General features: G+C 65.4%; 18 protein-coding genes. 8 read left to right on the top strand and 10 right to left on the bottom strand.

The features are described 5' to 3' along the window. Positions 1-9: 9 nt before the first annotated feature. The 8 genes from IH615_RS18005 to IH615_RS17970 all read left to right on the top strand — a co-directional run bounded on the left by IH615_RS18005 (position 10) and on the right by IH615_RS17970 (position 10,097). On the top strand, positions 10-570 hold the full coding sequence (locus tag IH615_RS18005) for a F0F1 ATP synthase subunit delta (RefSeq protein WP_291364048.1): 561 nt from the start codon (positions 10-12) through the stop codon (positions 568-570). Continuing rightward, the gene (atpA, locus tag IH615_RS18000) at positions 570-2,105 is read left to right on the top strand and encodes a F0F1 ATP synthase subunit alpha (protein WP_291364046.1); all 1,536 of its coding nucleotides are present in this window, start codon (positions 570-572) and stop codon (positions 2,103-2,105) included. Before IH615_RS18005 ends, atpA begins: the two co-directional genes overlap by 1 nt. A gap of 21 nt (positions 2,106-2,126) precedes the next feature. Beyond that, on the top strand, positions 2,127-3,014 hold the full coding sequence (locus IH615_RS17995; RefSeq protein WP_291364044.1) for a F0F1 ATP synthase subunit gamma: 888 nt from the start codon (positions 2,127-2,129) through the stop codon (positions 3,012-3,014). Between the two features lie 24 nt (positions 3,015-3,038). After that, complete coding sequence (atpD, locus tag IH615_RS17990; protein WP_291364041.1) at positions 3,039-4,478, top strand: F0F1 ATP synthase subunit beta; 1,440 nt, start codon at positions 3,039-3,041, stop codon at positions 4,476-4,478. A gap of 85 nt (positions 4,479-4,563) precedes the next feature. Further along, complete coding sequence (locus tag IH615_RS17985; RefSeq protein ID WP_291364039.1) at positions 4,564-4,989, top strand: F0F1 ATP synthase subunit epsilon; 426 nt, start codon at positions 4,564-4,566, stop codon at positions 4,987-4,989. A 308-nt stretch (positions 4,990-5,297) separates the two neighbouring features. Next, positions 5,298-7,469: a methyl-accepting chemotaxis protein gene (locus IH615_RS17980; protein ID WP_291364037.1), complete on the top strand. Its 2,172-nt coding sequence runs from the start codon at positions 5,298-5,300 to the stop codon at positions 7,467-7,469. Between the two features lie 110 nt (positions 7,470-7,579). Next, positions 7,580-8,176 carry a hypothetical protein gene (locus IH615_RS17975; protein ID WP_291364035.1) on the top strand — a complete coding sequence of 199 codons (597 nt, stop codon included), beginning with the start codon at positions 7,580-7,582 and terminating at the stop codon, positions 8,174-8,176. A gap of 52 nt (positions 8,177-8,228) precedes the next feature. Further along, entirely contained in the window at positions 8,229-10,097 is a 1,869-nt protein-coding gene (locus IH615_RS17970; protein WP_291364033.1) for a methyl-accepting chemotaxis protein, read from the top strand. On the opposite strand, the gene IH615_RS17965 is transcribed toward IH615_RS17970, so the two are convergent. From IH615_RS17965 to proB, 10 genes are all read right to left on the bottom strand, one after another. Beyond that, the gene (locus IH615_RS17965; RefSeq protein WP_291364031.1) at positions 10,094-10,780 is read right to left on the bottom strand and encodes an aspartate/glutamate racemase family protein; all 687 of its coding nucleotides are present in this window, start codon (positions 10,778-10,780) and stop codon (positions 10,094-10,096) included. The two genes, IH615_RS17970 and IH615_RS17965, sit on opposite strands and share 4 nt — an antisense overlap. Positions 10,781-10,786: 6 nt before the next feature. Next, positions 10,787-11,323, bottom strand: coding sequence for an RNA pyrophosphohydrolase (locus IH615_RS17960; protein WP_291364029.1), 537 nt, complete (start codon positions 11,321-11,323; stop codon positions 10,787-10,789). Positions 11,324-11,331: 8 nt separating this feature from the next. Continuing rightward, entirely contained in the window at positions 11,332-12,459 is a 1,128-nt protein-coding gene (locus IH615_RS17955) for a divergent polysaccharide deacetylase family protein (RefSeq protein WP_291364027.1), read from the bottom strand. Positions 12,460-12,556: 97 nt separating this feature from the next. Continuing rightward, positions 12,557-13,987 carry a S41 family peptidase gene (locus IH615_RS17950; RefSeq protein ID WP_291364025.1) on the bottom strand — a complete coding sequence of 477 codons (1,431 nt, stop codon included), beginning with the start codon at positions 13,985-13,987 and terminating at the stop codon, positions 12,557-12,559. 7 nt (positions 13,988-13,994) lie between these two features. Next, entirely contained in the window at positions 13,995-15,449 is a 1,455-nt protein-coding gene (locus IH615_RS17945) for a peptidoglycan DD-metalloendopeptidase family protein (protein WP_291364023.1), read from the bottom strand. 102 nt (positions 15,450-15,551) lie between these two features. Then, positions 15,552-16,034 (bottom strand): 23S rRNA (pseudouridine(1915)-N(3))-methyltransferase RlmH, encoded by a 483-nt coding sequence (rlmH, locus tag IH615_RS17940; RefSeq protein WP_291364021.1) that lies wholly within the window; start codon positions 16,032-16,034, stop codon positions 15,552-15,554. 9 nt (positions 16,035-16,043) lie between these two features. Further along, positions 16,044-16,370 carry a ribosome silencing factor gene (gene rsfS / locus IH615_RS17935; RefSeq protein ID WP_291364134.1) on the bottom strand — a complete coding sequence of 109 codons (327 nt, stop codon included), beginning with the start codon at positions 16,368-16,370 and terminating at the stop codon, positions 16,044-16,046. A 244-nt stretch (positions 16,371-16,614) separates the two neighbouring features. Then, a complete protein-coding gene (locus IH615_RS17930; protein ID WP_291364019.1) occupies positions 16,615-17,256 on the bottom strand; it encodes a nicotinate-nucleotide adenylyltransferase in 642 nt (213 codons plus the stop codon). Positions 17,257-17,416: 160 nt separating this feature from the next. Continuing rightward, on the bottom strand, positions 17,417-18,697 hold the full coding sequence (locus IH615_RS17925) for a glutamate-5-semialdehyde dehydrogenase (protein WP_291364017.1): 1,281 nt from the start codon (positions 18,695-18,697) through the stop codon (positions 17,417-17,419). Then, entirely contained in the window at positions 18,684-19,823 is a 1,140-nt protein-coding gene (gene proB, locus IH615_RS17920) for a glutamate 5-kinase (protein ID WP_291364016.1), read from the bottom strand. The genes IH615_RS17925 and proB overlap by 14 nt, the downstream gene beginning before the upstream one ends. Positions 19,824-19,852: the final 29 nt, after the last annotated feature.

Genomic DNA, 19,852 nt, shown 5'->3' with positions numbered 1-19,852 from the left:
GTAGCGGCATTGGCAGCGCAGAATTCAGTGCTTACCCAGATCGCCCGGCCATATGCGTCGGCGCTGTTCGATCTTGCCTCGAGCGAGAACCAGCTGGCATCGGTGGAAACGTCGCTGTCCGACGTTTCCCGCCTCATCGGGGAAAGCGCTGACTTCTCGCGCTTCCTGCGTTCGCCAGTGATTACTGCCGACAACAAGGCGCAGGCGCTCGATGCGCTGCTCGCCAAGGGCAAGACCAATGCGCTGGTCGCCAACTTCCTCAAGCTGATCGCCAAGAACGGTCGCCTGTTCGCGCTCGACGCCATCATCGCGACCTTCCGCGAACTGGCTGCCAAGGCGCGCGGAGAGGTAACGGCGGATGTAACCTCGGCTGCGCCGCTCAGTGCCGACCAGGCCAAGGCGCTGGCCGAAACGCTCAAGGGCAAGATCGGCAAGACCGTCACGCTCAACCAATTCGTCGATCCGTCCTTGATTGGCGGCCTTCAGGTGAAGGTCGGCAGCCAGATGATCGACTCATCCCTCAAGACAAAACTCGCTGCGATGAAGATCGCCATGAAAGAGGTCGGATAATGGACATCAAAGCCGCGGAAATCTCTGCGATCCTCAAGGACCAGATCAAGAATTTCGGCCAGGAAGCCCAGGTTTCCGAAGTCGGTCAGGTGCTGAGCGTCGGCGACGGCATTGCGCGCGTCTATGGCCTGGACAAGGTGCAGGCGGGTGAGCTCGTCGAGTTCCCCGGCGGCATCAAGGGTATGGCCCTTAACCTCGAATCCGACAATGTCGGCGTCGTGATCTTCGGCAATGACCGTTCCATCAAGGAAGGCGATGTCGTCAAGCGCACCGGCTCGATCGTGGATACCCCGGTCGGCAAGGGCCTCCTCGGCCGCGTGGTCGATGGCCTGGGCAATCCGATCGACGGCAAGGGCCCGATCGAGCATACCGAACGCCGCCGCGTCGACGTCAAGGCGCCCGGCATCCTGCCGCGCAAGTCGGTGCATGAGCCGATGTCGACCGGCCTCAAGGCCATCGACGCGCTGATCCCGATCGGCCGTGGCCAGCGCGAGCTGATCATTGGCGACCGCCAGACCGGCAAGTCGGCCATCATCCTGGACACCTTCCTCAACCAGAAGCCGGCCCACGACGCCAATGCGTCGGAAACCGACAAGCTCTACTGCATCTATGTCGCCATCGGCCAGAAGCGCTCGACGGTTGCCCAGTTCGTGCGCCAGCTCGAAGAAGCCGGCGCGCTGCAGTATTCGGTGGTGATCGCCGCAACCGCTTCCGATCCGGCGCCGCTGCAATACATTGCGCCCTTCACCGGCTGCGCCATCGGCGAGTTCTTCCGCGACAATGGCATGCATGCCGTGATCGCCTATGACGATCTGACCAAGCAGGCCGTTGCCTACCGCCAGATGTCGCTGCTGCTGCGTCGTCCGCCGGGCCGCGAAGCCTATCCGGGCGACGTGTTCTACCTCCATTCCCGCCTGCTCGAGCGCGCTGCCAAGCTGAACGAAGACCATGGTCTGGGTTCGCTGACCGCACTGCCCGTGATCGAGACCCAGGCCAACGACGTGTCGGCCTATATCCCGACCAACGTGATCTCGATCACCGATGGCCAGATCTTCCTCGAGACGAACTTGTTCTTCCAGGGCATCCGCCCGGCCGTGAACGTCGGTCTGTCGGTGAGCCGCGTGGGCTCCTCGGCCCAGGTCAAGGCGATGAAGCAGGTTGCCGGCTCGCTCAAGGGCGAACTCAGCCAGTATCGCGAAATGGCCGCCTTCGCACAGTTCGGTTCGGACCTCGATGCCTCGACCCAGCGCCTGCTGAACCGTGGTGCGCGCCTGACCGAGCTGCTCAAGCAGCCCCAGTTCAGCCCGCTCAAGATGGAAGAGCAGGTTGTGGTGATCTTTGCCGGCGCCAATGGCTATCTCGACTCGATCCCGGTCAACAAGGTTGGCGACTTCGAGAAGACGGTGTTGTCGGCGATGCGCGGCAAGCATGCCGAGCTGCTCTCGACCATCGCCACCGAGAAGGCCCTGAGCGACGACTCGCGGGCCAAGCTCAAGGCGGCTCTCGACGATATCAAGAAGACCTACGCGGCCTAAGGGCTTGAAGGAGACGACGTCATGCCGTCGCTAAAGGACCTCAAGAACCGCATCGACTCGGTCAAGTCGACCCAGAAGATCACCAAGGCCATGCAGATGGTCGCGGCGGCCAAGCTCCGTCGCGCCCAGGAAGCTGCGGAGGCCGCGCGCCCCTATGCCGAGCGCATGGGCAAGGTCTTGGCGGCGCTTGGCGCTGTCTATGACGGCCAGGAAAATGCCCCGGTGCTGCTGGGCGGCACGGGCAAGGACCAGACCCATCTGCTGGTGGTTGCCACCGGCGAGCGCGGTCTGGCCGGCGGCTTCAACTCGTCGATCGCCCGCCTGGCGCGCGAGCATGCCGCCAAGCTGCTCAGCCAGGGCAAGACGGTCAAGATCCTGACCGTTGGCCGCAAGGGCAACGACATCCTCAAGCGCCAGTACCCCGACAATATCGTCGACACCTTCAATTTCCGCGAAATCAAGCAGGTCGGGTTCGTCCAGGCCCAGCAGGTGGCGGACAAGGTGCTGGCCATGTTCAATGCCGGCGAATTCGACGTGGCGACGCTCTATTTCGCCAAGTTCGGCAGCGTGATCAGCCAGGTGCCGACGGCCCAGCAGCTGATCCCGGCCAAGCTCGACAAGCCGGCAGGCGAAGGCGCCGCCGAAGCATCGGCCGTGCCCTACGAATACGAACCGAGCGAAGAAGCCATCGTCGAGGACCTGCTGCCGCGCAATATATCGGTGCAGATCCTCAAGGCCCTGCTCGAAAACTCCGCCTCGTTCTACGGTGCGCAGATGTCCGCCATGGACAATGCGACCCGCAACGCGGGCGAAATGATCGGCAAGCTGCAGCTGAGCTATAACCGCCAGCGCCAGGCCCAGATCACCAAAGAACTCATCGAAATCATTTCGGGCGCGGAAGCGCTCTAAGCCTCTCAGCGAAGGACGAAACAAATGGCAGAGAAAAAGGCCGGTCGCGTATCGCAGGTCATCGGCGCCGTCGTGGACGTCACGTTCGACGGCCACCTGCCCGCGATCCTGAACGCACTCGAAACTACCAACAATGGCCAGCGCCTGGTGCTGGAAGTGGCGCAGCATCTGGGTGAAAACACGGTGCGCACCATCGCCATGGACACCACCGAAGGCCTGGTGCGTGGCGCCGAGGTTTCGGACACCGGTGCTGCCATTTCGGTGCCGGTCGGTATCGAGACCCTGGGCCGCATCATGAACGTCATCGGCGAGCCGATCGACGAAGCCGGCCCGATCGGCGAGACCGCCAAGCGCGAAATCCACCAGGAAGCCCCGGCATTCGTGGACCAGTCGCCTGAGTCGCAGGTGCTGGTCACCGGCATCAAGGTGGTGGACCTGATCGCCCCCTATGCACGCGGCGGCAAGATCGGCCTGTTCGGCGGCGCCGGCGTGGGCAAGACCGTGCTGATCCAGGAACTGATCAACAACGTCGCCAAGGCGCATGGTGGTTATTCGGTGTTTGCCGGCGTGGGTGAACGCACCCGCGAAGGCAACGACCTCTATCACGAAATGATCGAATCGGGCGTGAACAAGGACCCGGCGGAGCATGGCGGCTCGGCCGCTGGCTCCAAGTGCGCCCTGGTGTTCGGCCAGATGAACGAGCCCCCTGGCGCCCGTGCCCGCGTTGCTCTCACCGGCCTCACCGTCGCCGAGAACTTCCGCGACCAGGGCCAGGACGTGCTGTTCTTCGTGGACAACATCTTCCGCTTCACCCAGGCCGGCGCCGAAATGTCGGCTCTGCTGGGTCGCATCCCGTCCGCCGTGGGTTACCAGCCGACGCTGGCCACCGACATGGGCCAGATGCAGGAACGCATCACCACGACCAACAAGGGTTCGATCACCTCGGTGCAGGCCGTGTACGTGCCCGCCGACGACTTGACCGACCCGGCTCCGGCTACCTCGTTCGCTCACCTTGACGCGACGACGGTGCTGAACCGCGCCATCTCGGAAAAGGGCATCTACCCCGCCGTGGATCCGCTGGCCTCCAACTCGCGCATCCTCGATGCCAGCGTTGTTGGCCAGGAGCACTACGACACCGCCCGCAAGGTCCAGGAAGTGCTGCAGAAGTACAAGGCGCTGCAGGACATCATCGCCATCCTGGGCATGGACGAGCTTTCCGAAGAGGACAAGCTCACCGTGGCCCGCGCCCGCAAGATCGAGCGCTTCATGAGCCAGCCCTTCGACGTGGCCGAAGTGTTCACCGGCTCGCCGGGCGTGTTCGTGCAGCTCGAAGACACCATCAAGGGCTTCAAGGGCCTGGTGAATGGCGAGTACGATCACCTGCCGGAAGCGGCCTTCTACATGGTCGGCACCATCGAAGACGCCGTCAAGAAGGCCCAGAAGCTGGCTGCCCAGGCTGCCTGATTTCTGCAATCCGGGCTCGTCGCGCGCGGCGAGCCCCCTGCCCAGGCCCGGAAATTCGGGTTTGCTCCGCTAAGGGACCAAAAACATGGCTGAAGGCCTCAAGATCGAGATCGTGTCGCCCGAGCGGCTGGTGCTGTCGGAAGTCGTGCATTCGGTCACCGTGCCTGGCTCCGAGGGCTATTTCACCGTGATGAACGACCACGCCCCGTTCATGACGACGCTGCGTCCCGGCTTCATCACCGTCAATGGCAGCGACGGCCGCGACGAGATATTCTTCGTCAAGGGCGGCTTTGCCGACGTGTCGGCCGAGGGCCTGACGATCCTGGCCGAGCAGTCTGCGCCGTTCGCCGAATTCGACCACGCCGATCTCGCCGCCCAGATCAAGGCCGCCGAAGCCGAACTGGCCGCTGCCGCGACGCCGGAAGAGAAATCCTATACGCAGGAGATCGTCAGTGCGTTGCTGAACCTGGCCATCGAAGCCGGCCAGATCAACGGCGGCCACATCCACTAGGAACGGCGATATCGCAGAACAGTCGAAGCGCCCGTGGATGATTTCCGCGGGCGCTTTTCTTGCATCGGCCGGCATTGCGCTTTCACCTTGTTTAGTCGGCCCAGGTCGGAACCCCGCTTTCGCCACTTGGCATCACGGTGCCGCGGCGCACCTAGCGCAATCGATTGCACAAGGTTTAGGCAATGCCTTGATTCGTCTATGAAAGTTGCATGGCATCAACACTCGCTTAATCAAAGTCCCGCAGTCTCCACCCGGGGAAGAGGTTCTTGCCGCGTCCAGAAGGACGTGCGGATGCTGGAGAGAGTTCAATGGGTTCGCTGCTGGGCAATATCCGCCTGACCTTTGCCATTGCCGCCATGGCGGTGTGTTCGATCGCCATCGCCATTGGTGCCGTGCTGCTGGGCCTGTTCGTCAGCCTCTCCAATACCGCGAGCAACGATGCCGCGCACGAGGTGGCGAGTGCCACCCGCATCACCGCAGAGATCCTCCAGGTCAACCTGCCCAGCCTTGAGATCGGATCGGACGAGGCGGGCAATGTTGCATCGCTCACCATGCGCTCGATGCCGCGTTTCCGCACTCATGACGTGATCGACACCATTGCCCGGGTGGCCGGTGAGAATGCCGCCATCTACGTCTATGATGCCGAGGTCGGTCCCGATCTCAATGTCGGCACGTCGAGCCTGCTCAAACCCGATGGCGAGCGCCTGCTCGATGCACCGATCATGGCCGGCACGCCCTTATTCGATACCATGATGGCCAACCAGTCGGCGGAGGCCGAGGAGACCATCAACGGCACCGGGTATTTCACCCGCTACCTGCCCATCGCCATGGCTGACGGCACCGTTATCGGTGCGCTGCTGGTGGCGGTGGCCCGCGGCCCGATCGAGGCGGTGGTGGGGCAGAACCTGACCATGCTCGTCGCTGTGGGCGGCGCGGCCCTGCTGTTGATTGGCGTCATGGCGCTGCTGCTGTCGCGCCTGCTGACCCGGCCCATTCCGCGCCTATCCGAGGTGATGAGCGCCGTGGCCGAGGGGGATCTTGCTATCGCTGTGCCCTATACCGAGCGCCGCAACGAGATCGGCGCCATGGCCAGGGCGGTGGAAGTCTTCCGTGCCAATGCCGAGCGCGTCGCCGAACTGGGCGAAGAGACCAACAAGCACCTGGTCGCCGCGGCCGACCACACCGGCCAGCTCAACGCCATTTCGATGTCGCAGATGGTGGTGGAGTTCAGCACGACCGGCGAGGTGCTGGATGCCAACGAGAATTTCCTGAACCTGCTTGGCTATGGCCGAAACGACGTGCTCGGCCAGGCCAATGCGCTGTTCCTGTTCGATGCCGATCCGGCTTCGCCGGCCTATCGCCAGTTCTGGCTGGATCTGGCCGGGGGCCAGTTCAAGAGCGGGGAATATCGCCGCCGCACCCGCGACGGTCGTGAGGTGTGGATCCAGAGCACCTTCAACCCCATACTGGGGCTCGATGGCGTGCCCTACAAGGTGGTGCAGTTCGCCACTGACGTGACGGCGCGCAGACAGGCGGTTGCCGCCGTCGGGGCCGGGCTCCAGCAACTGGCAGCCGGCGATCTGACCGGCACGGTCGATACCCCCTTCGAGGCCCAGTTCGAGGACCTGCGCCACGCGCTCAACGGCACGGTTACCCGCTTTGCCGAACTGATCGGCCAGTTGCGCACCGCGTCGCGCTCGATCCGTTCGGCAACTGGTGAGATTCTTTCGGGGGCCAACGACCTCTCGGAACGCACCAGCCGCCAGGCGGCGACCATCGAAGAGACTTCGGCCGCCATGGAGCAACTGGCCGGCACGGTGGCGAGCAATGCCCATATGGCGCGCGATGCGGCCAGCAAGGCGCTTGCGGTTTCCCGTACGGCCACCGAGAGCGGTACCGTGATGACCGAGGCGAATGAAGCCATGGAGCGCATCACCGCATCCTCGGCCAAGATCTCCAATATTATCGGACTGATCGACGATATCGCCTTCCAGACCAACCTGCTGGCGCTCAACGCTTCGGTCGAAGCAGCCCGGGCCGGCGATGCCGGCAAGGGGTTCGCCGTGGTGGCGGTCGAAGTACGGCGCCTGGCTCAGTCGGCCGCCAGCGCCTCCGCCGACGTCAAGGCGTTGGTGGAGCAATCGGCCAGCGAAGTTCGTGGCGGCAGCAAGCTGGTCTCCGATGCCGCGTCGCGGTTGGCCGAAATGCTCGAGGCGGTGCGCCAGAACAGCGCCCTGGTCGAGGGCATTGCCCGCGCCAGCAGCGAGCAGGCCTCATCGATCGACGAGGTTTCCATCGCCGTGCGTACGCTTGACGAAATGACCCAGCACAATGCCGCGCTGGTCGAAGAGACCAATGCCGCCATCGAGCAGACCGAGGCAGAAGCCCGAACCCTCGACCGCATCGTCGACATCTTCGTGCTCCATGACACCCAATCGATTGGCGCAACGACGCAAAGGCCGAAGAGTCGGGCTGCGTGAGCCGGACATAAAGTTCGGCTCATAGGGTTATTCACCGACTCTTTACCACCTAGGCACATGGTTGTAACCAAAGCCGCGCTTCCCCTCGCGCGGCAGAGGAGAACAATTCCATGTCGATCCATACCATGCTGCGACCGGCCTTTGTGGCGTTCGGCTTTGCCGCGGCCCTGTCGCTGGCCGCCGCGCCCCTCGCCCAGGACGAGTTTACTGCCCCGCTGACCGAACTGGCCAAGGGCGAAATCGCGGCCTTTGCCAGCGATCCGGCACTGGTGGCCGCCATCGTGGCGCAGAATGCCGTCACCAGCGCCTATGACCAGGCCAAGATCGATGCGCTCGACGCGCAGTGGCGCGCCGAGGTGGGCACCGCCAGCAAGCCGCTGATCGATGCCACGCTGGGCAATGCCGCCTCGCAATATCTGGCGGGCGTGCAGGAGGCCTCGGCCGGCAAGTATACCGAAATCTTCGCCATGGATGCCAAGGGCCTCAATGTCGGCCAGAGCACGCTGACCTCCGATTATTGGCAGGGCGATGAAGACAAGTTCACCGCCAGCTTTGGCGGGGGCGCCGGTGCCGTCCATATCGGGGAGGTCGAGCAGGACGAGAGCACCCAGGTCTTCCAGAGCCAGGTCTCCGTGCCGATCACCGATCCGGCCACCGGCAATGTCGTCGGCGCCATCACGGTGGGCGTCGACGTCTCCATGCTCTGAACGATCCGCGGCCGCCGGGCGGCCGCACCCTTACGGCGAAGAGACCACCAAAATGCCCAAGCTCACCCTTACGCGCAAGATTGTCGGCCTCGTGCTGCTGGCACTGATCGTCGGCGCTTCCGCCATCAGCTATGTCGGCATCAGCCAGAATGCGGCCCTGCTGCGCAGTGAACTTGAGCGGGCCAATACCACCGTCTCAACGGCCAGTACCGAACAGCTGGCGGGCGGTATCCGCTTCGGCAAGGCTGATGCCGTGCTGACCGCCTATGACGGACTCAAGGCCTCGCTGGGCGACCAGTTTGCGGCTGGTGCGAGTTTCGATCTGCAGGGTAATCTCATCGCCGGCACGGCCGATGCCGGTGACAATTCGGCCGCGCTGGCCGAGGTGGCGGCGCGCTCGCTGGCCAGCGGCGCGGTCGAGCAAAGTTCGAGCGGCGCCATTGCCTATGTCGCCGTCCCCGCCCGCTTCGGCCCGGACAAGGCCGTGGTCGGCACCGCCGCCTTCGCATGGGACATGACCGATAGCCTCGCCCGACAGAGCCAGACCATCGTCACCGCGGCCCTGGCAGGGGTCGGGGTGATCGCCGTCCTGATCGTGGCACTGTCCTTCTTCATCCGCCGCTCGGTGACCGGACCGCTGCTGGGCCTGGTGCGCACCGCCAGCCAGATTGCCGAAGACCCCAATGCCGTCGAGACCATTGCCGGGACCGGACGGTCGGACGAGTTGGGCGAGATGGCCCGTGCCATTGCCGTGTTCCGCGACAATGGCGTCAAGGTCGGTGCCATGAGCGCCGACGAGGCCGAGCAGCGCGCCCGGGCGCAGCGTGAACGCGCGGCGATGATGGGATCGCTGCGGGCCGCCTTCGGCCAGGTGGTCGATGCCGCCGTGGCCGGCGACTTCAGCCATCGGGTCGACGCCAATTTCCCCGATGACGAACTCAACCAGCTTGCCAGCAGTGTCAACAACCTGGTCGCCACCGTCGATAGCGGACTGGCTGAGACCGGTCGCGTGCTGGCGGCGCTGGCTGATACCAACCTGTCTGTGCGGATGACGGGCGACTATCGCGGCGCCTTCGGCGCGCTGCGCGACAGCACCAACCAGGTGGGCGAGCAACTGACGCGCATAGTCGGCCAGCTCCGCCAGACCTCGCGTTCGCTCAAGTCGGCGACCGGGGAAATTCTCACCGGTGCCAATGACCTGAGCGAGCGGACCACCAAGCAGGCCGCGACCATCGAAGAAACCTCGGCAGCCGTCGAGCAGCTCGCCGGCACGGTGGGGCAGAATGCCGTTCACGCCGCCGAGGCCAGCAGCAAGGCCGATGCGGTATCCCGCTCGGCCGAAGAGGGCGGCAAGGTGATGGGGCAGGCGACAGACGCCATGGCGCGGATCACCGAATCCTCGGGCAAGATCTCCAGCATCATTGGGCTGATCGACGACATCGCCTTCCAGACCAACCTTCTGGCCCTCAATGCCTCGGTCGAAGCGGCGCGGGCGGGCGACGCCGGCAAGGGCTTTGCCGTGGTGGCCGTGGAAGTGCGACGGCTGGCCCAGTCGGCCGCCGGTGCGTCGGCCGAGATCAAGCAGCTCATCGATCGTTCCGTCGGGGAGGTGGCCGAGGGCTCGCGTCTGGTCGAGCAGGCGGCGCAGCGGCTGCTGGGCGTTCGCGATGGCGTGCGCGAAAACACCGCGCTGCTCGAGGGGATTGCCCAGGCCAGCCGCGAACAGGCATCGGCCATTGAAGAGGTCAATATCGCCGTCCGCACCATGGACGAGATGACCCAGCATAATGCGGCGCTGGTGGAACAGACCAATGCCGCCATCGAGCAGACCGAGGCGCAGGCCAGCGAGCTCGACCGCATCATCGATGTGTTCACGCTTGAGGAGGGCGGGGCCGCCTCGCGATCCCGCCGCGCCGCCTAGGCCAAAGCCGCGCCGACCAATGCCCTGGCGTGGAGGTCGGTGGTGTCATAGACCGGCAGCGGGCTGACCGAATCGTCGATCAGCATGGTGATTTCGGTGCAGCCCAGGATGACCGCCTCGGCGCCGCGGGCGGCGAGGCGCTCGATGGCGGTGATGTAGATTTGCCGCGATTGCTCGCGGACGATGCCCCGGCACAGTTCCTCATAGATGATGCCGTTGAGGTTGGTGCGATCGACCTCGGGGATGAGCGATGTCAGCCCGCGTCCGGCCAGTCGGTCGCGATAGAAGCCCATTTCCATGGTGAAGCGCGTCCCCAGCAGGCCCACCGTCTCAAAGCCATCGGCCAGCAGCGCGTCGCTCGTCGGGTCGGCGATATGGACGAAGGGCACGCTGAGGTCGCGGGTGATGGCATCGGCGACGATATGCATGGTGTTGGTGGCGAGGCCAATGACCTCCGCGCCCGCCGTCTGCAGTGCCAGGGCGATGGTGGCCAGCTGCTGCCCGGCGCCATCCCAGTCGCCGGCCGATTGCATGGCGGCGATGGGGGCGAAATCCACCGAATGGACGATCAGCGGCGCCGAATGGAGGCCCCCCAGGCGCGACGCCGTCTCCTGGTTGATGACGCGGTAATAATGCGCCGTCGACTCCCAGCTCATGCCGCCGATCAGGCCGATGGTTTTCATCTGGGGCTACACATGGGTGAAGCGCTGGGGGATGTCGGCAAAGGCCTCGACGACCTTGTCATAGGCTTGTCTCTTGAACGGTACGATGAGGCCGGGGGTGCGGGACAGCCGCTCCCAGCGCCAGGCGTCGAATTCGGCAGGATGCTTGCCACCGCCAGGCGTCGCGACGTCAATCTCGCTGTCCTTGCCGGTAAAGGCGAAGGCGAACCAGCGCTGGCGCTGGCCGCGATACTTGCCCTTGAGCGCGATGCCCAGCGCCTCGTCGGGCAGGTCGTAGTAGATCCATTCCGGTGCCTCGGCCAGCAGGCTCACCGTGGTGATATTGGTTTCCTCGTAGAGTTCGCGCAGGGCCGCCCGCAGCGGGTCCTCGCCCTTGTCTATGCCGCCCTGGGGCATCTGCCAGGGCGCCTCGACCTCGGTGCGGTCCTCGGTCATGTCATCGGGCTTGCGACGGCCGATGAAGACGTTGCCCTCCTGATTGAATACGGCGACGCCGACGCAGTCGCGATAGGGCAGGGATTGGCGGTCAGGGCGGGCGGACATGGCAAACTCTATTTCATCAGGGCGCTGGCGGGCACCAGCAGGATGCCCCTCGTTTCCAGTTCGCGGGACCATTCGGCAATGACCGCGACCGATATGGGCAGCGCGCTGACAATACCGATTGCCTGACCATTCTCCAGCGCCTTGGCCTCAAGGCTGGCAAGCGCTGCGAGAATGGATTGGCGCGCGGGATTGGCGTCGATGGTGAGGTCCGCGCGCGAGAACGGCACCTTGTTGCCGGCCGCGAGCTGCTTGGCCAGCGAGCGATTGGACGAGCCGTCGTCGAGATAGCCCAGGCCGCGCGTACCCAGCTCCTCCATGATGGGGGAGAAATCGGCAGCCGAGGCGGTGAAGCGGGCGCCCATATTGTTGATGACCCCGGTATAGCCGCCGAAGCGGGCCATCAGCCAGAACAGCTTGTCGAGGTTGGCGCGCAGCGGCTCGCCGGTCAGCAGGGTTTGCGGGCCGGGATCGTTCTGCGGAAAATCGAAGGGTTCGAGCGGAATTTCGAGCAGCACTTCATGACCGGCAGCCCGCGCCGCCGCCACCGTGGTGGTCAGCGTCTTGCCATAGGGCGCAAAGGCCAGCGTCGCCTCGTCGGGCAAGTCGTCGATGGCGTCGAGCGAGCCTTGTTCGTTGATCCCCAGGCCCGTGACGACAATGGCGATCTTGGGCAGGTTGATGGGGGTCGCGGGGTCGAGCGGGCGCGAATAGGTGGAGAACGGCGTCTGCCCGGTGGCCGAGACGCGCGGGATGGGACCGTCCGAGGTCTCCTCGCTGAGATCGGGCAGGGCGCCGAAGATATCGGGCAGGCCGGCAATGGAATTGGCGCCCATCGTCCCTGATGGCACTGAGGTCACCGAACTGCCGGCGGGGAATTGCTGGGGATCGGCGGTGATGGTGACCGGACCGGTGCTGACCTCGTTGGCCAATTGGTTGCTGTTTTGCGTGGAGGTGATGGCGACCTCTTCGCTGGGGCGGCCGCCATTGGGATCGTCGGTCAGCACCAGGCGCAGTACGAAGGCGCCGGCAATCAGCGCCAGCACCGCGAACAGGATTCGGGCGATCGGCAGCTGCGGCCGCGGGCCACCGGGCCTGCGCTTGCGTCCGGTCAGCGGCGTGGTGAGGTCATTGGCCATCGTTGATGAGTTCCGCACGATGCAAAGACAGTGGGGCGAGGCAGCGAATCAGCGGCCTCGCCCCACAGGGTTTGATAGCACAGCGGCGCGCCCGCCGTTATTCGGCCTTGGCTGGGAAGGCCGGGTTGATCTCGGCGCCGTTGACCAGGCGGATCGCATATTGCAGCTGCGTATCCTCCGCCTTTTCGGCCGGCACATAGACGGACGAACCGACGCTGGTTTCTTCCTGGCCCTCGATGGTGATATGGCCGGCCAGGCCCGCTTCGCCGATGATCTCGTCGCGCCCCTGGAATTCCTCGGGCACGACCTGCTTGATCTCGATGTCGGGGCTGATGCCCAGCGCCTGGATCGAGCGGTTGTTGGGGGTATAGTAGCGGGCGGTGGTCAGGCGCATGGCGCCGTCCGGCCCCAGCGAGATGATCGACTGCACGCTGCCCTTGCCGAAGGAGCGCGTTCCCACGACGGTGGCGCGCTTGTGGTCCTGCAGTGCGCCGGCGACGATCTCGGAGGCGGAAGCCGAGCCGCCGTTGATCAGCACCACCAGCGGCACGTCGGCGATCATGGCGTCGAGAGCGTCCGGCTGGGCATCGTAGCGGGCGCTTTCCTCGGGCACACGGCCACGGGTCAGCACCACGGCGCCCTGCTTGAGGAAGGCGTCGGCGACATAAACCGACTGGTCCACGAGGCCGCCCGGATTGTTGCGCAGGTCGAGGATGATGCCCTTGGGGGCCACGCCGTCGCGGGCCTCGAAAATGTCCTGCAGGGCCTTCTCGATGCCGACAAAGGCCTGTTCGGAGAAGCGGCTGAGGCGCAGCACGGCGACGTCGCCCTTGCCCTCCTCCTCGCCGCCTTCCATGGTCCAGCGCACGGCGCGCATGGCGATGACGGCGCGGGTCAGCTCGAAGTCCAGCGGCTGCTCGACGCCTTCGCGGAACACGGTCACCTTGATCGAGGTGCCGATGGGCCCGCGCATCTTGGCCACGGCCTCATCCAGGGTCAGGCCCTGCACCTGCACGCCATCGAGTTCGATGATGAAGTCATTGGCCATGATACCGGCCCTGGCGGCCGGGGTGTCGTCGATGGGCGAGACCACCTTGATGACGCCCTCTTCCATGGTGACTTCGATGCCGAGGCCCCCGAACTCGCCAGACGTATCCTCGCGCATGTCGTCATAATCGGCCGGCGGCAGATAGCCCGAATGGGGGTCGAGCGAGGTCAGCATGCCCTGGATGGCGGCACGGATCAGCTCCTGTTCATCGGGCGGATCGACATATTCGGCGCGGATGCGGTCGAAGATTTCGCCGAAGAGGTTGAGGTCGGCATAGATTTCGAGCGGATCGCGCGGCGCAGCGGCATTTTCCTCGGCGGTGGGCTCGGGCTCCTCGCCGCCGGGCGCGGGCGCTGGCTCGGCCGGCGGCGCGGGCTCCTCCACGGGAGCGGGCGCCGGCTCCTCCTGGGCGATCAGGAGGCCAGCGGGCAGCGACAGCGCCAGGACTATGGCGGCAACGCGAAGGGGAGTCAGGCGCATGAGGGTTCTATCCACTCTGTGTCGGGTTTGCCCACCATCCGGTCGGATCGACGGGCTCGTTGTTTTGTCGAAGTTCAATATAGAGGGTCGGTTGGGTCGCGCCAGCATTGGTGGTTACCGAGCGCCCAATTGTGCGTGATCCCATGGTGCCCAGGGGCATGCCCATCTGCACGAACTGGCCGATGTCCACGGTCACGCTTTCGAGGCCGGCAAGCAGCACGGTGTAGTTCTGCCCGGTATTGAGAATGACGATTTGGCCGTAATTGAGGTAGGGGCCCTTGTAGAGTACCCAGCCATCGGCGGGCGCCACCACCTGCGCCTCGGCGCGGGTCACCACCGATATGCCCTGGCTGATGCCGCCAAAGCCATCGCCGGCGCCATAATCGACGACGTTGACGCCATTGGCGGGCATGGTCAGGTAACCTCGGGCGGCGCCGAAGGGGATGGCTGGCTCGGTGCGGGCGCTATTGGCCAGCGCGACCTGGATCTGCTCGGGACTGAGCACTGGCGCGTCGGGATCGATAGAGGCGTTGGCGGCGTCCTCGGCGGCCGAGACCGAGCTCGCCCGCTCCGAGAGGCTACCGATCAGCTCCTGCAAGGTGCTGGCGCGGGCTGCCAGGGCCACGGCCTCGGCTTCCTCGGCGGCCAGTTCCTCGCCGCGCACAGCGATGCCCTGCTTGCGTGCCACGATCAGCGTGGCAATGCGCAGCCGTTCTTCCTCGAGCACGGCATAGTTGGCCTTGAGCGTGGCTTCCTCGGCCAGGGCCTGCGCCTTGATCTCGGTCAGCGTCTTGAGGTCGGCTGTTACCGCATCGGCCTTGGCGCGCAGCTGCGGCACGATGGCGGAGATGAGGATGGCGCTGCGGGCCGAGCCGAGCGCGTCATCGGGGTCGACGATCAGTGCCGGGGGCGGGTTGAGGGTGATGCGCTCGAGCGCTGCCAGCACGTTGGCGATCTCGGCATTGGAGCCATCGAGCCGGCCGCGCACATCCAGTTCGCGCACGATCAGGTCGCCCAGGCGTTCCTCGACATCGGCCACTTCGATCTCGGCCAGCTTGACGCGCTGCGCCGCGGCGATCAACGCCGCATTCTGGCGCGTGCGATCCCCCTCCATCTCGGCGATCTCGGCCTTGAGCGCGTCGATGCGCTCCTGGCTGAGCGAAATGGAGGCTTCGACGGCCTCGAGGTCGGCCGCGGTGGGCGCGGCAGGTTGAGTGGCACCCTCGGGGGCCGATGGCTCGGTGATCGTGCCCCGGAGGGGTACCTCGGTCGTCGTCTCGGTCTCTGGCGGTACGGCTGGCGCCTCGGCGGGCGGAGTCGCGGGCGCCGCTGGGGCTTCGGTGGCGGGAGCCGGCGTCGGCGAAGTGGTCTCGGTCTGGGCGAGCAGCGGCAGGGTCACGGTGCCTGCCAGCAATGCGCCGGCCAGCAACAATCCCAGTCTCTTGCCTGGCCCGAGCGCCATGACCTCTCCCGTGGGGGCGCGTGGCGCCCGAATCAATCGGGGCACCATAGCAAACACCCGGAAAACCGCAGGTTAACGTTGCTTAACCATAGCGAGATTGACCTAGTCGCCACGATGATAGGGATGCCCGCTCAGGATGGTGGTGGTGCGGTAGAGCTGCTCTGCCAGCATGATGCGCACCAGCTGGTGCGGCCAGACCATGGGCGAAAAGCTGAGCACCAGGTCTGCGGCCTTGACGAAATCGGGGTCGATGCCATCGGCGCCGCCGATGACGAAGCTCACGGCCGGGCGGCCATCGTCGCGCCAGCGCTGTATCTGCTGGGCGAAAGCCTCCGAGCCGATCGCCTTGCCGCGCTCGTCGAGCGCCACCACGATGCCATCAGGCAGCGCAGCGCGCAGGGCCTTGGCCTCGTCGGCCTTGCGGCTGGCCGAGGATGAGGCGCGCGATTCGCTGAGTTCAACGACGTCAAATCCAACAAGGGCCAGCGGCTTGCCGCCGCCGGTGGCACGATCGAGATAGCGGGCGACCAATTCCCGCTCCGGCCCGGCCTTCATTCGGCCGACAGCCGCGATCGTGATGCGCATCGAGAATGCCTAGTGGGCGTCGGCGGCGAAATCGGCCTGCCACATCTTCTCGATATTGTAGAATTCGCGCACTTCAGGGCGGAAGATGTGGACGATGACATCGCCGGCATCGACCAGGACCCAATCGCAATGCGGCAGGCCCTCGACCCGCGGCTTGCCGTAACCGGCATCGCGCAGGGCGGTGATCATCTGGTCGGCCACGGCGCCGACATGGCGCTGCGAACGGCCGGAGGCGACGACCATATGGTCAGCCAGCGACGACTTGCCTGTTATGTCCACGGCGACGACTTCCTCGGCCTTGGCATCGTCAAGGCAGTCGAGGATCACATCGATCATGGGGCGTTCCGGGGCCGCGACGGGCGCTTCGGATTGGGTGACGGTGTTCTCGGGCAGCGCGGCCATCAGCAATGGCCTTCCGCCCATGCCAGTGCATGGGTCATGCGTGGGGTCAGCATCCTTGGTTGTTGATCGGAATGTTGCAGGCGTTTGATAAACGGCAAGCAGTCAGTTCCTGTTCCGGTGACTATTAATCACACGCCTCAATATGCGCTTTACGTGACGGTTTCGCAAGATTGGGGCTTCACTTTGACTTAACGTGTTGCCGCCTTGCCCTGATGGCGGAAGACGAGAGGGGCGATTGCCTGCCATGCAGATAGACCCAGGCGGGGGCCGGCAGCATGGCGAGGCGCGGCGCAGCCTCCTCGTCGATGCGCCAGCGCGCCAGGTAGCTGGCCGCCATCGATACCGGCGCCCGGCGACCCGAACCGGGGCGCACATAGACGGCGATGGGCACCATGGCGGCAATATTGCGCCAGCGCTCCCAGCGCTGGAAATCCACCAGATTGTCGGCGCCCATGATCCAGACAAAGCGGCGGTCAGGCATGGCCTCGGTCAGGAAGCGCACCGTCTGCCAGGAATAGGTGAAGCCATGCGCCGCCTCAAAGCCGGTGACGCGGACTCGCGGATGGTCGAGCAGGCGTCGCGCAGCCAACACCCGGTCGGCCAGCGGCGCAAGGTCATTGTGGTTCTTGAGCGGATTGCCCGGGGTCACCAGGACCCAGAGCGCGTCGAGCTCGAGCCGGCGCAGCGTCTCCTCGACCACCAGGCGATGCCCGTCATGGATGGGGTTGAAGCTGCCGCCGAACAGGCCGATGCGCATGCCGCTGCCAGAAGGCGGCAGCTCGGTAATGCCAGGAATGCGGAAGGGGTGGCGCAGGGTCAAAGAACACCGAGACGGTCAGTTATCGCCTCCCTCCCCCTTGAGGGGAGGGATCGAGGGAGGGGATCGCTCAGTCGGTCACCGATGGACCCCCACCCCCAGCCCCTTCCCTCAAGGGGGAGGGGGGCACCAACCCCGGATGCCAAAGGCAACACAAGATCCATCACGGCCGGGTCTGGCCGTTGCCGCGGATGCGGTATTTGAAGCTGGTGAGCTGTTCGACGCCGACCGGTCCGCGCGCATGCATCTTGCCGGTGGCGATGCCGATCTCGCCGCCAAAGCCGAACTCGCCGCCATCGGCGAACTGGGTTGAGGCATTGTGCAAGAGGATCGCGCTGTCGATCTGGTTGAAGAATTTTTCGACGGCGGCCGGGTCCTCGGCAATGATCGCCTCGGTGTGGTGGCTCGAATATTTCTCGATATGGGCGATGGCTGCCTCGAGGCTGTCGACCACCTTCACCGAGATGATGGCGTCCTCATACTCGGTGCGCCAATCCTCTTCGGTGGCCGCCTTGGCCATCGGGATCGCGGCCATGACGGTGGCGTCGCCGCGGATTTCGCAGCCCTTGGCCGCCAGCGCCTCGATGATCGGCCTGAGGTGGGTCGCCACCACATCCTTGTGCACCAGCAGCGTCTCGGCGGCGCCGCAGATCCCGGTGCGGCGCATCTTGGCGTTGAGCGTGACGTTGACGGCCTTTTCGAGGTCAGCCGACTTGTCGACATAGACATGCACCAGCCCCTCGAGATGGGCAAAGACCGGCACGCGCGCTTCGTCCTGCACGCGGGCGACCAGGGTCTTGCCGCCACGGGGGACGATGACGTCGATATTACCATCGAGGCCCCTGAGCATCTCGCCGACGGCCGCCCGGTCGGTGGTGGGGACAAGTTGCAGGCATTCCACAGGCAATCCTGCGGCATGCAGGCCATCGAGCATGCAGTCGACGATGGCCTTGCTCGAATGAAAACTGTCGCTGCCGCCGCGCAGGATCACCGCGTTGCCCGACTTGATGCAGAGCGCGCCGGCATCGGCGGTGACGTTGGGACGCGACTCGAAGATCACCCCGATAACGCCCAGCGGGGTGCGCACGCGCTCGATATGGAGGCCATTGGGCCGGTCCCATTCGGCGATGGTGGCGCCGACCGGATCAGGCAGGTCGGCAATGGTCTTAACGGCTTCGACGATGCCGTCGATGCGGGCATCGGTCAGAGCCAGGCGGTCGAGAAAGGCCTTGGAAATGCCCTTGGTTTCGGCAGTTGCCATGTCCTGGGCATTGGCGGAGAGGATGGCCTTGCGATGCGCATTGATGGCGCCGGCGGCAACCGTCAGCGCCCGGCGCTTCTGCTCCGGCGTCGCAATGGCCAGCGCCCTGGCGCCAAGCCGGGCGTTGCGGCCGATCTCGGCCATGATCTCGCTGACGGACTTCCCGGCCTCAAGCGCGCTCATTGCTGTCCTCCTTGGTGCCGACCAGCACCATGTTGTCGCGATGCACCAAAGCGGCGCGGTTGCCGGTGCCCAGCAACTCGAGCACGGCATCGCTGCGCTTGCCCATCACCAGCCGCGCCTCGTCGCTGTCGAGGCCGACCAGGGCTCGGGCAATCTCGACGCCGTCGGGGTTAGTGACGGCAATGGCGTCGCCCCGCTCGAAGGTGCCGGTGACCTTGGTCACCCCGATCGGCAACAGGGACTTGCCAGTGAGCAAAGCCCGCGCCGCGCCGGCATCGACTTGCAGCGTGCCCGCTACCGCCAGCGTCCCCATGATCCAGCGCTTGCGCGCCTGGGCGCGGCTCTGCGCCGGCAGGAACAGGGTATGGCGGCCGCCCTCGGTCAGCGCCTTGAGCGGATGGCTATCGGTGCCCTTGGCGATGATCATGGCCGTGCCGGCCTGGGTGGCGATCTTGCCGGCTTCGACCTTGGTGGTCATGCCGCCGCGCGACAGATGGCTGGCCGCGCCGCCCGCCATGGCCTCGATGGCTGGCGTGATCGAGCGCACCACCGGCAGATGCTCGGCATTGGGGTCTTTGGCCGGAGGGGCGGTATAGAGCCCGTCGACATCGGAGAGCAGCACCAGGCAATCGGCCTCGATCATGGTGGCGACGCGGGCCGACAGGCGGTCATTGTCGCCATAGCGGATTTCCGCCGTGGCGACGCTGTCATTCTCGTTGATGATCGGGATAGCGCCCAGGCCCAGCAGCGTCGCGATGGTGGTGCGGGCATTGAGGTAATAGCGCCGCTCCTCGGTGATATTGGGCGTGATCAGGATCTGGCCGGTGACGATTCCATGCCGCCCCAGCGCCTCGGCCCAGGCCTGGCTGAGGGCAATCTGCCCGGCGCTGGCTGCGGCCTGGCTCTGCTCCAGCGTCAGAGCCACGGCGCTGAGGCCGAGCAGGCCCCGGCCGAGTGCAATGGCGCCCGAGGAAACGATGACGACGTCGCAGCCGCCGGCCTTGAGCGTTGCGATGTCGGCGGCGAGGTCCGCCAGCCAGGCAGCGCGCAGCTTGCCCTTGCCGTCGACGAGCAGAGCCGAGCCGATCTTGATGGTCAGGCGCTTGAAGGGCGCGAGGGCGTTCATGGCGTAGCGGACTCGATCTCTGCACACCT

Origin of the sequence: Devosia sp. (genome assembly GCF_014860165.1) — a bacterium.
GTDB lineage: Bacteria > Pseudomonadota > Alphaproteobacteria > Rhizobiales > Devosiaceae > Devosia.
This window is presented reverse-complemented; position numbering and strand designations above follow the sequence as displayed.

Bases quoted from the DNA above. Each gene is read 5' to 3' on its own strand.
- proB (WP_291364016.1), bottom strand. From the start codon at position 19,823: ATGAACGCCCTCGCGCCCTTCAAGCGCCTGACCATCAAGATCGGCTCG.
- IH615_RS17925 (WP_291364017.1), bottom strand. From the start codon at position 18,697: ATGAGCGCGCTTGAGGCCGGGAAGTCCGTCAGCGAGATCATGGCCGAG.
- rlmH (WP_291364021.1), bottom strand. From the start codon at position 16,034: ATGCGCATCACGATCGCGGCTGTCGGCCGAATGAAGGCCGGGCCGGAG.
- IH615_RS17945 (WP_291364023.1), bottom strand. From the start codon at position 15,449: ATGGCGCTCGGGCCAGGCAAGAGACTGGGATTGTTGCTGGCCGGCGCA.
- IH615_RS17960 (WP_291364029.1), bottom strand. From the start codon at position 11,323: ATGTCCGCCCGCCCTGACCGCCAATCCCTGCCCTATCGCGACTGCGTC.
- IH615_RS17950 (WP_291364025.1), bottom strand. From the start codon at position 13,987: ATGCGCCTGACTCCCCTTCGCGTTGCCGCCATAGTCCTGGCGCTGTCG.
- IH615_RS17955 (WP_291364027.1), bottom strand. From the start codon at position 12,459: ATGGCCAATGACCTCACCACGCCGCTGACCGGACGCAAGCGCAGGCCC.
- IH615_RS17980 (WP_291364037.1), top strand. From the start codon at position 5,298: ATGGGTTCGCTGCTGGGCAATATCCGCCTGACCTTTGCCATTGCCGCC.
- IH615_RS17965 (WP_291364031.1), bottom strand. From the start codon at position 10,780: ATGAAAACCATCGGCCTGATCGGCGGCATGAGCTGGGAGTCGACGGCG.
- IH615_RS17970 (WP_291364033.1), top strand. From the start codon at position 8,229: ATGCCCAAGCTCACCCTTACGCGCAAGATTGTCGGCCTCGTGCTGCTG.
- atpD (WP_291364041.1), top strand. From the start codon at position 3,039: ATGGCAGAGAAAAAGGCCGGTCGCGTATCGCAGGTCATCGGCGCCGTC.
- rsfS (WP_291364134.1), bottom strand. From the start codon at position 16,370: ATGATCGATGTGATCCTCGACTGCCTTGACGATGCCAAGGCCGAGGAA.
- IH615_RS17975 (WP_291364035.1), top strand. From the start codon at position 7,580: ATGTCGATCCATACCATGCTGCGACCGGCCTTTGTGGCGTTCGGCTTT.
- IH615_RS17985 (WP_291364039.1), top strand. From the start codon at position 4,564: ATGGCTGAAGGCCTCAAGATCGAGATCGTGTCGCCCGAGCGGCTGGTG.
- IH615_RS17995 (WP_291364044.1), top strand. From the start codon at position 2,127: ATGCCGTCGCTAAAGGACCTCAAGAACCGCATCGACTCGGTCAAGTCG.
- atpA (WP_291364046.1), top strand. From the start codon at position 570: ATGGACATCAAAGCCGCGGAAATCTCTGCGATCCTCAAGGACCAGATC.